We start from the raw sequence: 16,002 nt of genomic DNA, 5'->3' as shown, positions 1-16,002 counted from the left end.
ATAGGTGAGTGAAATGTCTGTTGGTATAAAATTACTGGTGTTGGGATCCAATGGTTTTATTGGTAAAAACGCAGTGGAATATTATTCTGCGAAAGGTTATGAAGTATACTCACCAAAAAGACATGAGTTGAATTTACTTGATACGTGTGCTGTAGAAAAATATCTAGCGAATTTATGCCCAGATGTTGTCTTAATGAGTGCTGTAAATATAAACTCATTAAATGAAAATTTGATTTTATATTTTAACTTAGCCCGATGTTCACATCTTTTTGGTCGGATGATTACAATAGGTTCAGGTGCAGAATATGATATGAAAAATTACGAACCTATGATGAGTGAGGAATATTTTGGTAAGCATATCCCATCAGATACATATGGGTTGTCAAAATTTGTTATTTCAAATGATGTTGAAAAGTTTTCTAATAACATTGTTAATTTGCGAGTGTTTGGAATATTTGGTAAGTATGAGGATTATTCTCGTAGGTTTATTTCTAACAATATCTGTAGAATACTTTCTGGATTAGAAGTTTCTATTAATCAGGATATGTTTTTTGATTATCTTTATGTAGATGATTTTTTGTTGGCTGCTGAAATATTTTTTAAATCAGAATTTGTTTATAGGAATTATAATATATGTAGTGGTTATTCGATATCTTTGTTTAAGCTCGCCGAAATCATTAATGAAGTCGGTAATACAGATTCTGCAGTATTTGTAAAGCAGGAGGGGAGCAGAGGTGAATATTCAGGAAACAACTCACGTTATGTGAGTGAATTTGGCCCCTTAAAAATTACTCCATTTAAAGATTCAATTTCAAACCTTTATAAATGGTATGAAAAGCATCCTCAAAAAAATCAAATTTGTCAAAAAATCATCGAGATGGAACAGCTCAAATGATAAAATCAAAAGTGAGTTTACTGGTTCAGTTAGAAAAACGTCCAATCGTGATATGGGGCGCTAGAATGACGGGTATGGGGTTCTTACGTTTTTCTCTTGCAAACTCACTTAATATTGTCCGGTTTATTGACTCAGATCTTGCATTGCAGAATAAATTAGTCAATGACGTATTAGTTAGCTCACCAGATGTTTTGGCTACGATGAAAAAAGAGTATGAAAATTTAGCTATTGTTATTGCTGTATCATTAAAAGAGTCTGAAATTATTTCAATGCTAATGGATATGGGATTTTCTGCCCATGATTACATTTTGTATTCTGATTATTGCGAGTCTTTCTATACCATTGATATTATGGGGTCGTGTAATCTTAAGTGTCCATCTTGCGCACATAGTATAGATGGCGACAAAACGCCAATTGGTCGCATGTCATTGAATAACCTTGAAAAAGTGGTTGATAAGATTATTGGTGAGAACGAAATCGTAACTCACGTTAGCTTGTATAGCTGGGGTGAGCCATTTTTACATAAAAATTTACCTGAAATTATTTCATATTTACATGTAAACGGCATAGCTGTAGCACTATCCAGTAATTTATCTATCGACTCAGATGAATTATTGGGTAACGTTATTCGACAGTCACCTGAATATCTCAAAGTATCGTTGTCTGGTTATTATCCAGACACATATGAAAAAACTCATACGGGTGGAAATATTGATTTAGTAAAATCAAATATGTATCGTTTGAGATATTATTTAGATAAGTTTAAATCTAAAACCTTTGTTGATGTAAATTATCATTTGTACAATGATAATAATGGATTAAATTTAGAAAAAATGCGGATGCTTTGTGAAGAGTTAAAATTCTCTCTTTCAACTACTTACTCACTTGTTATGCCTCTTGAGCGTTGCTTAGACTATCTAGATGGAATTCATGACCCACAGACAGAAAAATTGAATTCAATGCTATTAGTAAATATTGAAGAGGGATTAGAGGCAAGTTCTAAGTATCGTTCTAAAATTTGTCCATTTAAAGAAAATCAGATAAATATTAACTGGGATTTAAAGGTACCAGTTTGCTGTACTGTTTTTAATCGAGATGGCATTACTGTTTCTGATAACTATCTTGAATCTACATTGGAGCAAATTAACTCAAATAAAAATAGTGCTAAGATTTGTGGTAAATGCATTAAATATGGTTTGCCTGCCTATAATATGGGTTTGAATCAGCAAAAATGGAAAGAAATTGCATCGACTAAGATTAGTCTTGACCATCAATAGCTAGATATTTGATAGGACTAAGTTATGACGTATTTTGAACAAATAGAACACTGTCGTTTGTGTCGCGCAGAGCTTCCAGGTAATGCGTTAATTACCCTTTTCCCATTTCCAAAAGCCGCGCAGCATTTTTTAACTAGCAAGCAGTTAGATAACGAATCGCCAATCGAACTTGCAGTTTTTCAATGTAATAAATGTGATTTAGTACAGCTTAAAGCTGCTCCAGTGAGTTATTTCAGAGAAGTTATTACTGCTGCTGTTTTGTCACCGCATTCTAGAACTACGCGGTTAAATGAAATTACAACTTTTGTTAAGAAATACAATTTACTAGGAAAAACTGCGCTTGAAATAGGTTGCGGTAAAGGTGGCATGTTAGATGTTATAGTTGATGCTGGTCTTCGTGCTGAAGGTATAGAATATTCAGAGAATTCCGTAGAAGAGGGTGTTCTTTTTGAGAGAAGTATGATTTGTGGTTATCTACCAGATCAGAAAATAACTAAGAAAGCAGAAGTATTTTTCTCATTTAACTATTTGGAACATCAACCAGACATAAAACAATTTATAGATTCGATTTACACTAACTCAACAGATAATGCTGTAGGATATATTACAGTACCTAATTTGTCATACCTTCTCGAATCAAAGTGTCTATATGAGTTCGTTGCTGATCATTTAGTATACTTTACAGTTAGTACTTTACGTAGAGCATTTGAATTTAATGGGTTCGATGTGCTCGAGTGTCAGGAAATTAATAAGAGTAATGATATTTTAGCAATTGTAAGAAAACGAAGTTCATTAAGATTAGACTCGTATATGGAAGAAGTAAATTCTTTAAGTGCCGAATTAAATACACTAGTCGATAAATATGTCTCTGTTGGGAAAAAAGTTGCTGTCTGGGGAGCTGGGCACAGAACATTAGCTTTACTTGCTATTAGTAAGTTGAATAATATTGAGTTTATTATTGATTCAGCTCCATTTAAGCAAGGGCTATTCAGTCCTGTTATGTTGACTAAAATAGTTTCACCAGAGACATTAGAATATTCAGATGTAGATGCAGTGATTGTAATGGTGCCGGGAATTTACCCTCAAGAAGTTTTAAACATCGTAAAGAATTTCAAGCGAAAATTTAACACTTATCTTCTCGTAGGAAATAAAATAGTCGCTTACTAAAGAGTTTATATAAATGAATATCAAATTATCGGACTATATTGCACAGCGATTAGTTGAATTAGGAATCGAGCAGGTTTTTATGGTGACTGGTGGAGGTGCTATGCACCTTAATCAATCACTTGGTAGGCATAATGGTTTGAACTGTATCTTTAATCATCATGAACAAGCCTGCGCTATGGCTGCAGAGTCATATAGTCGCTTAACTCATCGCCCAGCCCTTGTTAATGTGACTACTGGTCCTGGTGGAACAAATGCAATTACTGGTGTTCATGGTGCTTGGACAGACTCTCTGAGTATGTTAGTCATATCAGGGCAAGTTAAGTATCAAACAACGATTCAAAGTACTGGGATGTCATTGCGACAATATGGTGATCAAGAGATTGATATTTGTAAGATAGTGCACTCTATTACTAAATACTCACAGATGATTAGCGATCCATCTTCAATTCGCTATCACCTTGAAAAGGCATTTTATCTTGCAACGCATGGACGTCCTGGCCCTTGTTGGTTAGATGTTCCGATTGATGTTCAAAGCTCATTCATTAATCCAGATGAACTTGTAGGATTTAATCCGGAAGAATTAGAGCACCCATGGCTTAGTTTGGATTTGTTAAGTGAGTCAGCAGAAATTATTAGTGCAATCGAATTGTCTGAAAGGCCTGTTATTTTAGCCGGTTCTGGAGTTAGGATTAGCCGCTCATACGAGCCATTTCTTCAGTTAATCGATAGATTTCAAGTCCCAGTAGTTACAGGTTGGAACGCTCATGATTTATTACCCGACGAACATTCTTTATATGTAGGTAGACCAGGAACAGTTGGAAATCGCTCAGGTAATTTTGTCATTCAAAATGCAGATTTAATTCTTATATTAGGGTGCCGATTAAATATTCGGCAAATTAGTTATAATTGGACTGCATTTGCACCTAAAGCTTATAAGATTATGGTTGATATTGATGAGTTGGAAATGCAAAAGCCAAGTTTAATTATCGATAAACCTATACAAGCAGACCTAGCTGATCTGATACCATTTCTTTTACAGCAGAATATTGCTGCCCAACCTAAACATCGAGTTTGGTTAGATTGGTGTAAAGATAGATTGAAGCGATATCCTGTTGTATTAAAAGAGTATTGGAATTCATCTAAAGTGAATCCATATTGCTTTATGGATACGTTTTTCAAGATGCTATCTGATGACCAAATAGTCGTTGCCGCAAATGGGTCTGCTTGCGTGATTGGCTTCCAAGCTGCAGTAATTAAATCTAAAACTCGTTTATGGACAAATTCTGGCTCCGCATCTATGGGGTACGAGTTACCAGCTTCAATAGGAGCCTCTTATGGGGCTCCAGCTATGCCTATTGTCTGTTTTGCTGGCGATGGTAGTATTATGATGAATCTCCAAGAACTTGAAACTATCGTTGGTAATAAATTGCCAATTAAGATATTCATTTTAAATAATGCAGGTTACTCATCAATTTATCAAACACAAAAGAACTTTTTTGATGGTGTTGAAGTTGGTGCGAGTAGAAACTCTGGTGTTACATTTCCAAAATTTGAGTCATTGAGTAAGGGTTTCGGTTTACCTTATTTTAAATGTGATAATCATGCTTCTATGGAGAGTACTATTAAACAAGTGATGGTTCATTCTGGTCCAGTTATCTGTGAGCTTATTCTTGATGATACTCAGGCTTTCTCTCCTAAGTTAGCGTCAAAACAGCTTTCAGATGGAAGTATAGTATCGCCATCACTAGAAGATATGTCTCCTTTTTTATCTCAAAATGAAATGGCTGAAAATATTTGGAAAATTTCTGAGAAATAATGAAAATGCATCCAGGTTTAAATACAACGTTGGCTATTGTTATGCCAACTTATAATAGGGCTGAGTTTGTAGATTTTTTTTTAAAAAAACATATTGAACGACTTAAGTTATTTAACATAGGGCTTTATATTTCTAATAATGCATCTACAGATAATACGCTTGAGGTAATTGCTTATTGGAAAAATAAATACGAATTTATTTTTGTTAAATCTCTGACTAAAACTGTGACCTCAGATGAGAATATTGAAAATGCAGTTTTTATGCCGAATTCAAAATATATTTGGATACTAGGTGATTCTTATGAAATATTACCATCAGTTTTAGATGGAATTTTAGGAACATTAGTTGGGTCTAACGAGTACGACTTTATCTTAACTAACTTGGTTGGACGTTATAGACATAATACTGAAATTGTTTATAATAATAAAAATTTAGTAATTGATGAATTGACACCAATCATTGCGTGTATTAGTTGCAACATTATTAATAGGAAGTTGATTTCTCATCCTAGATTTGAAAAGTATAGGGGGACTGATTTTGGTATTGTCGGCTTTGTGCTTGATTATATTGCAAGTAATCATTTTAGTTTACTTTTTTGTAGAGATTTAAGTGTAGTAACTCTTAAAACGCCAGTCAGAAAAGTTGGATGGCCCTCAAGATTTTTTGAAATAATGTTTTATAATTGGCCATCTTTCGTTGCTAATTTACCGGATGTATATTCGGATAGAAGTAAAGATATTGCAAAAAAATTATTAGTAACTCACTCTGGTTTATTAAGCTGGAGAAGTTTGTTACACATTCGAGGGGCAAATGGGTTAAACTTTAAATTGTTGGGGGAAAATAAAAATAGTGTTTTAAAACTTTGCGGTAAAGTTATTTTTTGTTATATGTTTTTTTTGTGCTTAATTCCTTCAGTTATCTGCAAAGTTTTTGCAGGAGCGATTGAGTGGATTAGGCGAAAGAGGTATCAATTAATTAGGTTGATTAATCCAAAGTTAGATATATAAAAATAAAGTGATTTTAGTTGTTTAGAATATAAGCTAATTCATACTCTAAATAATCTGCAAGTCCAAGCCAGTCTTGTCGTTCTTGAGCGGCTAACATTAATGGTATTATGTTAGAAATGGCTGATGTATCCTTTAATTTTTTCAGTTCTGACTCAAGTAAATCTATGCAATTTCTTAATCTTTTAGAGGCTTCGGCCTCTTTTCCCAAACGGAATTGTTGCGCTGTATTAATTAGTTGAACGTCTAAGGCTTGATTATTATGCAGCATTATTTGCAATCCTTGAATTGAGTTCCTTTGATTTTCGCACCAGATAGGTTTGATTGATAAAACTTTATACGAGGTTTAGTTGCTATATAATGTTCCAAGTTTCTAAGGTAGGCTCTAAAGTTAAGATCAGTTGCAACTCGCTCGCCTCTACCATTGATTATCCAGTGTTTTGCATTCCCCGCCTTAGGCCCAATTTCACCATCCTTCCAAAATGCATGGGTTTTATTATTTGGATAGCTAAAATCACATCCGAATAATGTAATTTCCCAGATATTTAAGTGTACTGCAAGATCTATGGCTGGATGAATCACGCTGCCATTAGTAAATAAACGTAATTTTGGATATGTTTTATGAAGCTGATCGTAAATTTTCCCTTTTGAATACGCATTAAAACGAGGACCAGGCCAAGAACTAATTACTTTCGCGGGTATTCTAGGGAAATAGACTAGCGTTACTGTTTCAGGAATACTTTCTGGTAGATGCTCTTGTGTAATATTATGCTCGATACTAACGAGAATATCAGGAATAATACCTTGTCCCATTAATGCTTTGAACGATGTATCTACTGCTATCAGCAATGGCCTATCATTGCTAGGCCGCTCACGCTGTGATTTTAGATAACCGTAATGTTCCTCGAGTGTAGGGCCAGATCCTATGACAAAAGCTGTGTGCTGCTTGTGTATTAATTTTAACATTGCGGCATCAGGATCTAATTTGAGAAAAGAGAGATTCTCTGAGAATCTTGCTTTAATTACAGGGTCATCTAATTTATGTTTGCTATTCACAAATTCTATATTATTTTCGTAAACCAGCAAATCACGTAAACTGGCATTTTCATTTGAGACTAAACTTAAGTCTGGGGTGATGGCAATATAGACCGGATCAAGGCGATTTTGTTTTTGGGGCTCGAGTAGTTGAACTTTGGGATGACTAAGCCATTCTGATTGATCTGTATAGGTGATCAATAATGAGAATAGTGATGTATTAAGCAAGCAGACTTTAATCGTATTAATCGAGTTTTTTTCAATTAATAGTGTCGGAACATCTCCCATACCCACACCATAAACTGTCACACTATTTACATCTTTTGGAAGGGTATTGATGTACAGCTTGGCTTCTGCAATACGATCGTGTCGGCTGCTTAATTGAATACCATTAACACTGATTGTTTGATTACTTCCAATAACTAAGTGAGCTTTAAGGTGATCAAATGGACTTGATTTTATTGCAGCTGCTACGATAGGCCAACGCTTGACGATAATATTGAGATTAGACGCAAATAGCTCAGTCATTCCGTTTCTCCGGAAGATTTCTGGGAGTTTGATATCACCAAGGTCACTATCTGGTCTCTCCACAGGGACTCGAACCCCGATCGGCCGCTTAGGAGGCGGCTGCTCTATCCTGTTGAGCTATAGAGAGACGACAGTGATTATACTGGTTTTATCTCTGATTAAAAGGCTTATGATTTAGTTGCTTAAATCTTAAGCGCTATGTCGTTTATCTGCACATTGTAGGCCGCATTTTGGTCTACAAGTACTGCTGTTGAGCTTTCTTCACTCACTTGTTCAATTTTTACCGTGGCTCGACTTTTGGTTGCGACTGCGCGCATTTCATTGAGTCTATCCGGTAGGTTTTGCTGTAATACGACTTGGAATTTATCCCCAACACGAATGCCATGTTTACGGCCGAGATTTAAAATGATCCTGTCCGCTTGGCGGCTTACGACTTGGCCGAGTAAGGGTCTGCAATTGAGTGTGCTGTCTAAATCATGGGTAGCCTGTTGCATTAACTTAGTAATATTTTTGCCATAGGATGATCGCCAGAATCTGTCCGTATTCGGGGCAATAATGGCTTGTTCTTCAAATTCCCATGGCGCCGATGTGCTGTAGCTTTTACTCCAAACTTCTTCGCCACTGATCCCATGATAGAGGCTAAGTTTGAACTGGAATTGCCTGAGTGGAGCTTCATCCCAAAATCCTAGGAAGGTTGCCTGCACTGGCTCCATTGAGATATCCATAATTTGTGGTTGGAGGATATATTGGCTGTCGGTAATTTCACTGAGCCAGCTTGGGAGTCGATAACCGCGAATATCCACTAGGTCTTGTTTAATATCGAGCAGTTCTTTAGCGTGAGTGTGGCTAAAGCCTGTGGCGGAGTAATCGTCTATAACACTACCAAGTTTTTCTGAAATAACTTCTTCAAAACCTGAAAGCTGCCCATATCTGAGCTGAGTACGATCTTTGATTTGTGCTTGAGGGATTAGAATCGCGGCCTTTAATTGTCCATTTGGACACTGCTGCGTAGGATCATCATTTAGATCGAGTCGTAGGGACACATAAATTTTGTTTCCCTGGATTCGTTCGCTAACGAGTTGGATGCTGATAGCTTGGGCGTTGCGATTTATCGCAAAATTATTTTGTGTAAGGTTTCCGTTAGAGGTTTGTTGTTCACTGGATATTTGAATGCCTGTGCTTAATGTAGCATAGCTAACGGCTTGATTAATCGCTTCTTCCCTTGCTTGAGCCGTATTACCATTGATAATAGTCGCTTCACCACTGGCTTCTATCCATTCGGCCCGAGTAGGCAAAGACAGCAGTGCAAGGCTCAAAATGATGAGCGAAGCTGAACGTGGTATGTGCATCAATACAATCCTTATCGCTAAGCTATTGGCGAGCTTGCTAATCGAGCCAGTTTCCTGACACTTAATCTAATATACCGGCAAAGCAAATTTCATGCCTGAGTAACGAGAGTTTTCGATAAAGTTTCCATTGGCGCAGTCGATATACAGCGTATGAGCATAATATTGTCGGGCTGGAGCAATTTTGGTCTGAAGATTGCTGGCTTTTGTTACTCACAAAAATGAAACGCATAGAGTGTGAGTTATTTAATTGCCAGTACACCCACAAATGAGGTAAATCCAATGCTAAAGCGTGTAATTATTCCCTTAACATTGATTATGTTAGGTGGATGCGTGGCTAAATCGGTTACACCGCCCAAGCCGAGTTTAGTGGATGGCAATGGGTTGCCGCCAACGGCAGTGATCAACCATTTAGCACAGCGAATTGTGACAGAGCTCGTTAAGCAAAATGATGCTTTGCGTTCAGATCAGCCTATTGTGGTCACAACCCCTGTATTAGTGGGTGACATGAATGGCACAAATGCGTTGGCGCAGCAGTTACAGCAAGGATTAATGACGTCGCTCCATAGCTTTCAGTTTAATGTGGTTGATTTAAATTTAGCAGATGGCTTGAGAGTGACGGCTAATGGGGATTTTATTTTGACGCGAGATTGGCAACAATTGTCGAAAAATCTTCCCGTTGAGCATCTTGTCGTTTCGACTATGAGCCCAGTTACCAATGGTATGGCGATCAATACTCGGATTGTGAATATAAGTAACAATCGCGTGGTATCGGCCTCTCAAACGTTTGTGACTCAAAAAGAGTTGGCAAACTACATGCAGCCATCGGAGCAAATTGTGTCACAAAATGGCGTCTTATATCGTCAGACGAGTTCAGGCATGAATGAAGTGCGTGTTTTAGGAGATGGAAAATGAAACGCTACCTGTTATTTATTGCGGCGCTAATGCTAACTGGCTGCGCGGCTAAAGATAGATATGTGCAATGGGAAGATGTGCCGCCGCCGAGTTTTCCTAAGTTAACGGCCATAGGATATGCGCCTTTAGCGACTCAACCGGCTAAAGAGCAATCACAAAGAGTGTTGATGGCCATGCAAGCATCAAAAATTGTGGCCTACCGTGAATTAGCGGAACAAGTATATGGGCAGAAAATAACGGCAAACAGCAGTGTCAGTGATTGGATGTTGACGGACGATAATGTTAAAGCGTCGGTTTCTGGGGTGATCCGTGGGGCGCGGGTTGTAAAGAGTTATCCGGCTGGCGATCATTATGTCACTGAGTTAGAACTGGATTTTTCACGGGTATGGGCACTGTATCAACAACAGAGTCGTCCACAGCGAGTGAAAGAAGTCACGTATTTCTAGTCATTTCTACATGACTCTATTGAGCCGCTAACTATACGAGTAGTATGCGGCTTTTCTTTTTCTGCAAAGTATCAAAGTTTAATCTTTAATCAAAGTTTAGAGGCTGGAAATACAGAGTGGGAATTGATGCGCCTGTTAGGCTTTTAAATCATTACCTAAACTTGAGATAGTTGAGGTCTTGCCTTTATCGTTATACGTAAGGCTGGAGGCGTTTCTACTGGCTTGTAAAGCTTGAGCGAAGCGATTGAGACTGGCTAAATTCATCTCAATTAAACTGGCATTTTGATCGTTCAGTTCTTTGCATTCAGTTAATGCGTCTTTGACAACGGCCATTTTATGCACGAGTTCACTTTGCTGAGTGAGTTGAGACTTATCAGTGTGGTTTGCCAGAATATCGTCATTAGTCTTGAGTTCTTTCAGACATTGTGATTTTTCGTTAGCAAGAGAAAGCAGTAAATCGGCGTTTTGGTCAACCAAAGCGCCTTTTTCCTTGAGTATTATTTGCTTAAGAACAGCCAAATGGGCGTGTTGTAGATCTACCAGTTTAGCTATTTCAGTCATAGTTACTCTTTATTCAAGTCATTAAGTTCGGCTTCAAAACTTGCAATATTGGCAGCCAACTTTTCGGGGTCAATTTTGTAGCGGCCTTCGGCGATAGCTTGTTTAATTTCGGCCACTTTCTTTTGATCAACTTCAGGAAGGCTCGCCATTTTAGTCTGAGCTCCTTGCAGTTGTTGCGCTTGCGCTGTAATCACCACTGAGTCGCTTCTTTGTGGTGTTGTCGATTTTGTGGCAACTTGAGCAGATTGATCGCTGCTAGTTTTAGTTGCACCTGAACGAACTTGTGCGGTCGTTGCAGTGTTGAGTTTGCTAATATCAATTGCCATTTTCGGCTCCAGCGTCGTGTGTACGGGATTTCTTAACTGGGGTATCGGCAGCTTATAAAAAAGCTTTAGATTATTTTACATTCTTACTTCAACTTCGCCAATGCCCGTGACTATAGCATCTAGTTCTTTGTTTGAACTGCTATTTTTGACTCTGATCCGATCGCCTTTATTGCCATCTTGTAGGGCTTCGCCTACTGTTTTGAGTTCGAATGAGCTAGAACGAACATAGATAGATACCGAGTCGTTTTTACACACAAAGCATAAGTTGTTGCTTAATATGGGATTATCCTTTGAGACGCGTCGTTTGACTCGCACACCAGCTAATTTACTAGGGTCATTAAATTCAGCGCCCCGCAAACTATTTTGCTCAATGTAACGGATTTCAACTTGGCTAGGGGAGATGAGTTCGCCAGGCGCTAAGGTTTCAGTTGTGACCACAACGGGGAATAAAATATCCACTCTCACCGAGATATAAATTTGCCAAGGGTAAGCGAGCTCTTGCGTATCGCAGCTGACTTTTAGGGTGTTATTACGACTAATTTCCCTGTCACTCGCCAATTCAACCTTAATCGGCGACGAGCATTGTGACGGCAGCATTCTTGCGTCAACTAATTGCGGCGAAATATCGACTTTGGCATTAGTTGGCACAGATATTTTTTCTGAAATAAGCGCTTTAGCTAATTCTGAGATGGCCGATACGGTGGGAACCATAGGCTCTGCACTCGCAAAAGCGGGCATGAAGAGGGTGAAAACACTAAAAAAACAGACTAAATTTACTTTCATAATGAAGAGACTAGCTTGTAACGCCAGAATGCACCTATACTTTTATCAAGTTCGAAGCTGACCACTGTAATAATAATTTGCACCACTGTCAGAAGATTGACTCAGTTTCGACTATGTTTATCGATAGATAAGACGTAAGCAATTAATATGCCTATACTCAAACGAGTCATAGGGCCGTACATAAACAGAACAACAAGGCAGAGTTATGTCGAGTATTCTTGATTCAGTCAACAAACGAACCCAGCTCGTTGGTCAAAACCGTTTAGAATTGCTGCTTTTTAAGTTAAACGGTCGTCAACGGTTTGGGATTAACGTGTTTAAGGTGAAAGAAGTACTGCAGTGCCCACCACTGACCACTTTGCCTAAACTTAATCCTTTTGTAAAAGGTGTCGCGCATATTCGCGGTACGACTATTTCAGTTATTGATTTGAGTGCGGCAACAGGCGGTAGACCTTTAGCGAGTACTGAAAACTGCTTCATCATTATTTCTGAATATAACCGCAGCGTTCAAGGCTTCTTAGTCAGTTCGGTTGAGCGGATTATCAACATGAATTGGGAAGCGATTATGCCTCCTCCTCAAGGTGCGGGTCGTTATTCTTATCTGACGGCTGTAACTGAGATTGAAGGTGAATTGGTTGAAATTCTCGACGTTGAAAAAATCTTAGATGAGATTTCACCGGTTAAAACTGCCATCAGTGAAGAAGCCAATGAAAAGCTGACCCTCGACAGAACCCAGCATTATCATATTATGGTTATCGATGATTCTGCCGTGGCGCGTAAGCAGATTATTCGTTCACTCGAGTCATTGAACTTACAAATTGATACCGCAAAAGATGGCCGAGAAGCATTAGATAAGCTCAAAGAAATCGCCAAAGAAATGGACAATGTTGCCGATGAAATCCCTCTTATTATCTCAGACATTGAGATGCCTGAGATGGATGGTTATACCCTGACCGCGGAGATCCGAGATGATCCTAAGCTCAAGCATATTAAAGTGGTACTGCATACGTCGTTAAGTGGAGTATTCAATCAGGCAATGGTTCAAAAAGTGGGGGCCAATGACTTTATCGCTAAGTTTAATCCCGACGAACTGGCTGCTGCAGTGAATAAGCACTTAAGTTTGTAAGTTCAGTAGTTAGTACCTATATATGCTTTACGCTATAATCTCGACTTTGTAACATGATGGTTTCGCACTGATTTTGGTGCTTGCAATAGGATTTAGGATGTGAATGTGCCAAATAAATCACTCGCTGAGGCTGAATATAATCAATTTAGGTTGTTCTTAGAGCAACACAGCGGCATCGTACTGGGTGAAAATAAGCAATATCTGGTGCGCAGTCGTCTTGCTCCTTTAATGGGGAAATATAACCTGCCATCCTTATCCGATGTGGTTAAGCATTCGATGAAGCCAACGGAACGTGCGCTTCGGGCAGAAGTGATTGATGCTATGACGACCAATGAAACCCTGTGGTTCCGTGATCGTTATCCATTTGAGTTATTGCATAACGTTTTGTTACCTGAGTATAGTCGTTTAGGTCGTCCACTTAAGATTTGGTCGGCCGCGTGTTCGTCCGGGCAAGAACCCTATTCACTGGCGATGACGATTCTTGAGTATCAACAGAAGAAGCCTGGTGCGCTTGCGGGCAGTGCGTCAATTCAAGCTACGGATTTATCGCCTTCCATGTTGGAACGTTGCAAAAATGCTGAGTACGATAGCTTGGCATTAGCGCGCGGTTTATCCGAAGAGCGTAAGCGTCAGTTTTTTGATGCTTTACCTTCAGGCAATATGAAGTTAAAGGATAATGTTAAGCGTTTGGTGAACTTTAGGGCACATAACCTGCTTGAGAGTTATAGCTTACTTGGTAAGTTCGACATTATTTTTTGCCGCAATGTGCTGATTTATTTTGCGCCTGAGGCAAAGGCAAAAATTTTGCGGCAATTTGCTGCCGCTCTTAATCCCAAAGGGATCTTATTTCTTGGTGCTTCTGAATCTATAGCTGGTTTAACGGATGAGTTTGACATGGTCCGTTGTAATCCTGGGATTTATTACCAGAAAAAGACTTAAGTTTGCTTCTTTAAAGAAAATTACCGACATTTGTCGGTAATTTTTTACCCATCACTTGCTCATCCCCATTGTTATTCTCATTATTCCACTATGTTGGCACATGAATTGCTTTATTTCCGTGAGTAACACGAGGAGGCAATTTTATGGCGATCAATTTTGATAATGCACTGGGTGTGCATCAGTACACTCTCGGTATTAGAGCGCAGCGAGCTGAAGTCATTTCGAGCAATATCGCTAACGCCGATACGCCACATTATAAAGCCCGTGATGTTGATTTTTCTGCGGCAATGCAGGCCGCCCGTGGCCAACAACAGCAGCGTAATAGTCTTGAAATGCAAGAGTCAGACAAGCATTTTGGTCTTGCTGAGTTGACGGGTCAATTTGTTAAGTTCCGTGTGCCAAATCAACCCGATACCGGTGATGGCAATACCGTTGATATCCAACAGGAACAATCGGCATTCATGCAAAATGCCCTTGAATATCAAATGTCATTAGGCTTTTTAGACAGTAAGTTTAGTGGCATGAAGAAAGCGCTGAGAGGGGATTAATCATGAGTTTATTTAGCATATTTGATGTTGCTGGCTCTGGAATGTCGGCTCAATCGGTCAGGTTGAACACCACGGCGAGTAACATAGCTAACGCTGATTCCGTCTCGAGTAGCGTAGATAAGACCTATCGTTCCCGTCATCCTATTTTTGAAGCTGAAATGGCCAAAGCCCAAAGTCAGCAACAAGCCTCTCAAGGTGTTGCGGTAAAAGGCATTGTTGAAAGTGATAAACCACTACTAAAAGAATACTCGCCCGATCATCCAATGGCGGATGCGGACGGCTTTATTTATAAACCGAATGTTAATGTCATGGAAGAAATGGCAGATATGATTTCTGCTTCGCGCTCATATCAAATGAATGTACAGGTCGCTGAAGCAGCTAAGTCTATGCTGCAACAAACACTTGGGATGGGTAAATAACATGTGTTACTTAGGAGGTAAGCTGTGAGCCTCATTAATCAAATTAACCAAGCATCGACGCAGACGGCTCAAAATAAGAGTCAATCAAATGCTGTGACGACCAATTCATCAACCAGTTCAACGGGTAATCCGTTTCTTGATGGCATACGACTGCCAAAAGATTCGATAGTACCGGAAGCGAAAAGCCAACAGTTAACTCAAGATGACTTTTTCTCGTTATTAAGCCAACAGTTATCGATGCAGGACCCTTTTAAGCCCGTCGACAACGACCAAATGATTGCGCAGATGGCATCATTTTCGACAGTTGATGGTATCAGTAAGTTAAATGATGAAATAGTTAACTTAAACAGTGTTATGACGTCGAGCCAAGCACTGCAGGCATCGGGACTCGTTGGTCGCAAGGTGTTGATCCCAACTGATACTGGCAATATTTCAGCTGAAAGCCCAACGATGAAAGGTGTGGTCAGTACCCCTAATAAAATTCCAGAGATTACTGTGCGTGTTGAAGATGAGAAGGGCCAAGTTGTGACCACCTTTAAAGTCGATGGCAGTGACGGTGGTAACGTCGATGTGAACTGGGATGGTTTAGATAAAGATGGAAAACCTGTGACCGCAGGCAACTATACGATTAAGGCGAGTGGGTTAGTGGATGGAAAATCCCAAGAACTGCCTGTTTCAACTTATGCCCATGTGACCAGTGTCTCTCTTGGTACGGCCAGTACTGGCGCCATTCTCAACTTGAGAGGCGGTATGGGGATCAAGCTAACCGATGTGTTAGCTGTGTCTGAAACTTAAATTTATACAAGATAATTTTTTAGAATCCGAATTGGGCGTTAGTTGTCCGCAATTGAATAGAGTCAAAAGTAGAGGT

General features: G+C 39.0%; 18 protein-coding genes and 1 tRNA gene. 12 read left to right on the top strand and 7 right to left on the bottom strand.

Features of this window, described 5'->3' with window-relative positions; genetic code table 11:
* The first annotated feature begins 13 nt into the window (after positions 1–13).
* Genes Q4Q57_RS04870 through Q4Q57_RS04850 form a run of 5 tightly spaced genes read left to right on the top strand, consistent with a single transcriptional unit; the run spans position 14 to position 6,162 of the window.
* Complete coding sequence (locus Q4Q57_RS04870) at positions 14–895, top strand: NAD(P)-dependent oxidoreductase (protein ID WP_311890027.1); 882 nt, start codon at positions 14–16, stop codon at positions 893–895.
* Positions 892–2,172, top strand: coding sequence for a radical SAM protein (locus Q4Q57_RS04865; protein ID WP_311890026.1), 1,281 nt, complete (start codon positions 892–894; stop codon positions 2,170–2,172). The genes Q4Q57_RS04870 and Q4Q57_RS04865 overlap by 4 nt, the downstream gene beginning before the upstream one ends.
* 24 nt (positions 2,173–2,196) lie before the next feature.
* Positions 2,197–3,339 (top strand): class I SAM-dependent methyltransferase, encoded by a 1,143-nt coding sequence (locus tag Q4Q57_RS04860; RefSeq protein ID WP_311890025.1) that lies wholly within the window; start codon positions 2,197–2,199, stop codon positions 3,337–3,339.
* A gap of 13 nt (positions 3,340–3,352) precedes the next feature.
* Positions 3,353–5,155, top strand: a complete 1,803-nt coding sequence (locus Q4Q57_RS04855) for a thiamine pyrophosphate-binding protein (RefSeq protein ID WP_311890024.1) — start codon at positions 3,353–3,355, stop codon at positions 5,153–5,155.
* Positions 5,155–6,162: a glycosyltransferase family 2 protein gene (locus tag Q4Q57_RS04850; protein ID WP_311890023.1), complete on the top strand. Its 1,008-nt coding sequence runs from the start codon at positions 5,155–5,157 to the stop codon at positions 6,160–6,162. Before Q4Q57_RS04855 ends, Q4Q57_RS04850 begins: the two co-directional genes overlap by 1 nt.
* 13 nt (positions 6,163–6,175) lie before the next feature.
* Here Q4Q57_RS04850 and Q4Q57_RS04845 read toward each other — a convergent pair whose 3' ends face one another.
* From Q4Q57_RS04845 to Q4Q57_RS04830, 4 genes are all read right to left on the bottom strand, one after another.
* On the bottom strand, positions 6,176–6,430 hold the full coding sequence (locus Q4Q57_RS04845) for a hypothetical protein (protein WP_263196067.1): 255 nt from the start codon (positions 6,428–6,430) through the stop codon (positions 6,176–6,178).
* On the bottom strand, positions 6,430–7,722 hold the full coding sequence (locus Q4Q57_RS04840; protein ID WP_311890022.1) for a 6-hydroxymethylpterin diphosphokinase MptE-like protein: 1,293 nt from the start codon (positions 7,720–7,722) through the stop codon (positions 6,430–6,432). The genes Q4Q57_RS04845 and Q4Q57_RS04840 overlap by 1 nt, the downstream gene beginning before the upstream one ends.
* A 51-nt stretch (positions 7,723–7,773) precedes the next feature.
* Positions 7,774–7,849, bottom strand: a tRNA-Arg gene (locus Q4Q57_RS04835).
* Between the two features lie 55 nt (positions 7,850–7,904).
* Positions 7,905–9,071: a flagellar assembly protein FlgT gene (locus Q4Q57_RS04830; protein WP_311890021.1), complete on the bottom strand. Its 1,167-nt coding sequence runs from the start codon at positions 9,069–9,071 to the stop codon at positions 7,905–7,907.
* Between the two features lie 279 nt (positions 9,072–9,350).
* Between Q4Q57_RS04830 and Q4Q57_RS04825 the strand changes: the two genes are divergently transcribed.
* Together Q4Q57_RS04825 and Q4Q57_RS04820 are read left to right on the top strand one after the other, a co-directional pair.
* On the top strand, positions 9,351–9,983 hold the full coding sequence (locus Q4Q57_RS04825) for a FlgO family outer membrane protein (protein WP_311890020.1): 633 nt from the start codon (positions 9,351–9,353) through the stop codon (positions 9,981–9,983).
* Positions 9,980–10,429 (top strand): LPP20 family lipoprotein, encoded by a 450-nt coding sequence (locus tag Q4Q57_RS04820; protein ID WP_106651095.1) that lies wholly within the window; start codon positions 9,980–9,982, stop codon positions 10,427–10,429. Before Q4Q57_RS04825 ends, Q4Q57_RS04820 begins: the two co-directional genes overlap by 4 nt.
* Before the next feature lie 135 nt (positions 10,430–10,564).
* On the opposite strand, the gene Q4Q57_RS04815 is transcribed toward Q4Q57_RS04820, so the two are convergent.
* The 3 genes from Q4Q57_RS04815 to flgA form a co-directional block, all read right to left on the bottom strand.
* The gene (locus Q4Q57_RS04815; protein ID WP_006082434.1) at positions 10,565–10,990 is read right to left on the bottom strand and encodes a flagella synthesis protein FlgN; all 426 of its coding nucleotides are present in this window, start codon (positions 10,988–10,990) and stop codon (positions 10,565–10,567) included.
* Positions 10,991–10,992: 2 nt separating this feature from the next.
* Positions 10,993–11,316, bottom strand: coding sequence for a flagellar biosynthesis anti-sigma factor FlgM (gene flgM / locus Q4Q57_RS04810; RefSeq protein WP_107948432.1), 324 nt, complete (start codon positions 11,314–11,316; stop codon positions 10,993–10,995).
* A gap of 75 nt (positions 11,317–11,391) precedes the next feature.
* Entirely contained in the window at positions 11,392–12,099 is a 708-nt protein-coding gene (gene flgA / locus Q4Q57_RS04805) for a flagellar basal body P-ring formation chaperone FlgA (protein ID WP_311890019.1), read from the bottom strand.
* A 205-nt stretch (positions 12,100–12,304) separates the two neighbouring features.
* Here flgA and Q4Q57_RS04800 point away from each other — a divergent pair, with 205 nt between their 5' ends.
* The 5 genes from Q4Q57_RS04800 to flgD all read left to right on the top strand — a co-directional run bounded on the left by Q4Q57_RS04800 (position 12,305) and on the right by flgD (position 15,926).
* On the top strand, positions 12,305–13,225 hold the full coding sequence (locus tag Q4Q57_RS04800; RefSeq protein ID WP_311890018.1) for a chemotaxis protein CheV: 921 nt from the start codon (positions 12,305–12,307) through the stop codon (positions 13,223–13,225).
* Positions 13,226–13,324: 99 nt separating this feature from the next.
* Positions 13,325–14,164, top strand: coding sequence for a CheR family methyltransferase (locus Q4Q57_RS04795; RefSeq protein WP_006082430.1), 840 nt, complete (start codon positions 13,325–13,327; stop codon positions 14,162–14,164).
* 143 nt (positions 14,165–14,307) lie between these two features.
* On the top strand, positions 14,308–14,712 hold the full coding sequence (flgB, locus tag Q4Q57_RS04790) for a flagellar basal body rod protein FlgB (RefSeq protein WP_006082429.1): 405 nt from the start codon (positions 14,308–14,310) through the stop codon (positions 14,710–14,712).
* Positions 14,713–14,714: 2 nt separating this feature from the next.
* A complete protein-coding gene (gene flgC, locus Q4Q57_RS04785; RefSeq protein WP_006085646.1) occupies positions 14,715–15,131 on the top strand; it encodes a flagellar basal body rod protein FlgC in 417 nt (138 codons plus the stop codon).
* Positions 15,132–15,155: 24 nt separating this feature from the next.
* The gene (gene flgD, locus Q4Q57_RS04780) at positions 15,156–15,926 is read left to right on the top strand and encodes a flagellar hook assembly protein FlgD (protein ID WP_220590745.1); all 771 of its coding nucleotides are present in this window, start codon (positions 15,156–15,158) and stop codon (positions 15,924–15,926) included.
* Positions 15,927–16,002: the final 76 nt, after the last annotated feature.

It is taken from the genome of Shewanella sp. SP2S2-6, from assembly GCF_031931965.1.
GTDB classification, from domain to species: domain Bacteria; phylum Pseudomonadota; class Gammaproteobacteria; order Enterobacterales; family Shewanellaceae; genus Shewanella; species Shewanella baltica.
The sequence above is the reverse complement of the archived record's forward strand: the minus strand, read 5'-3'. Positions and strand labels throughout refer to the sequence as shown.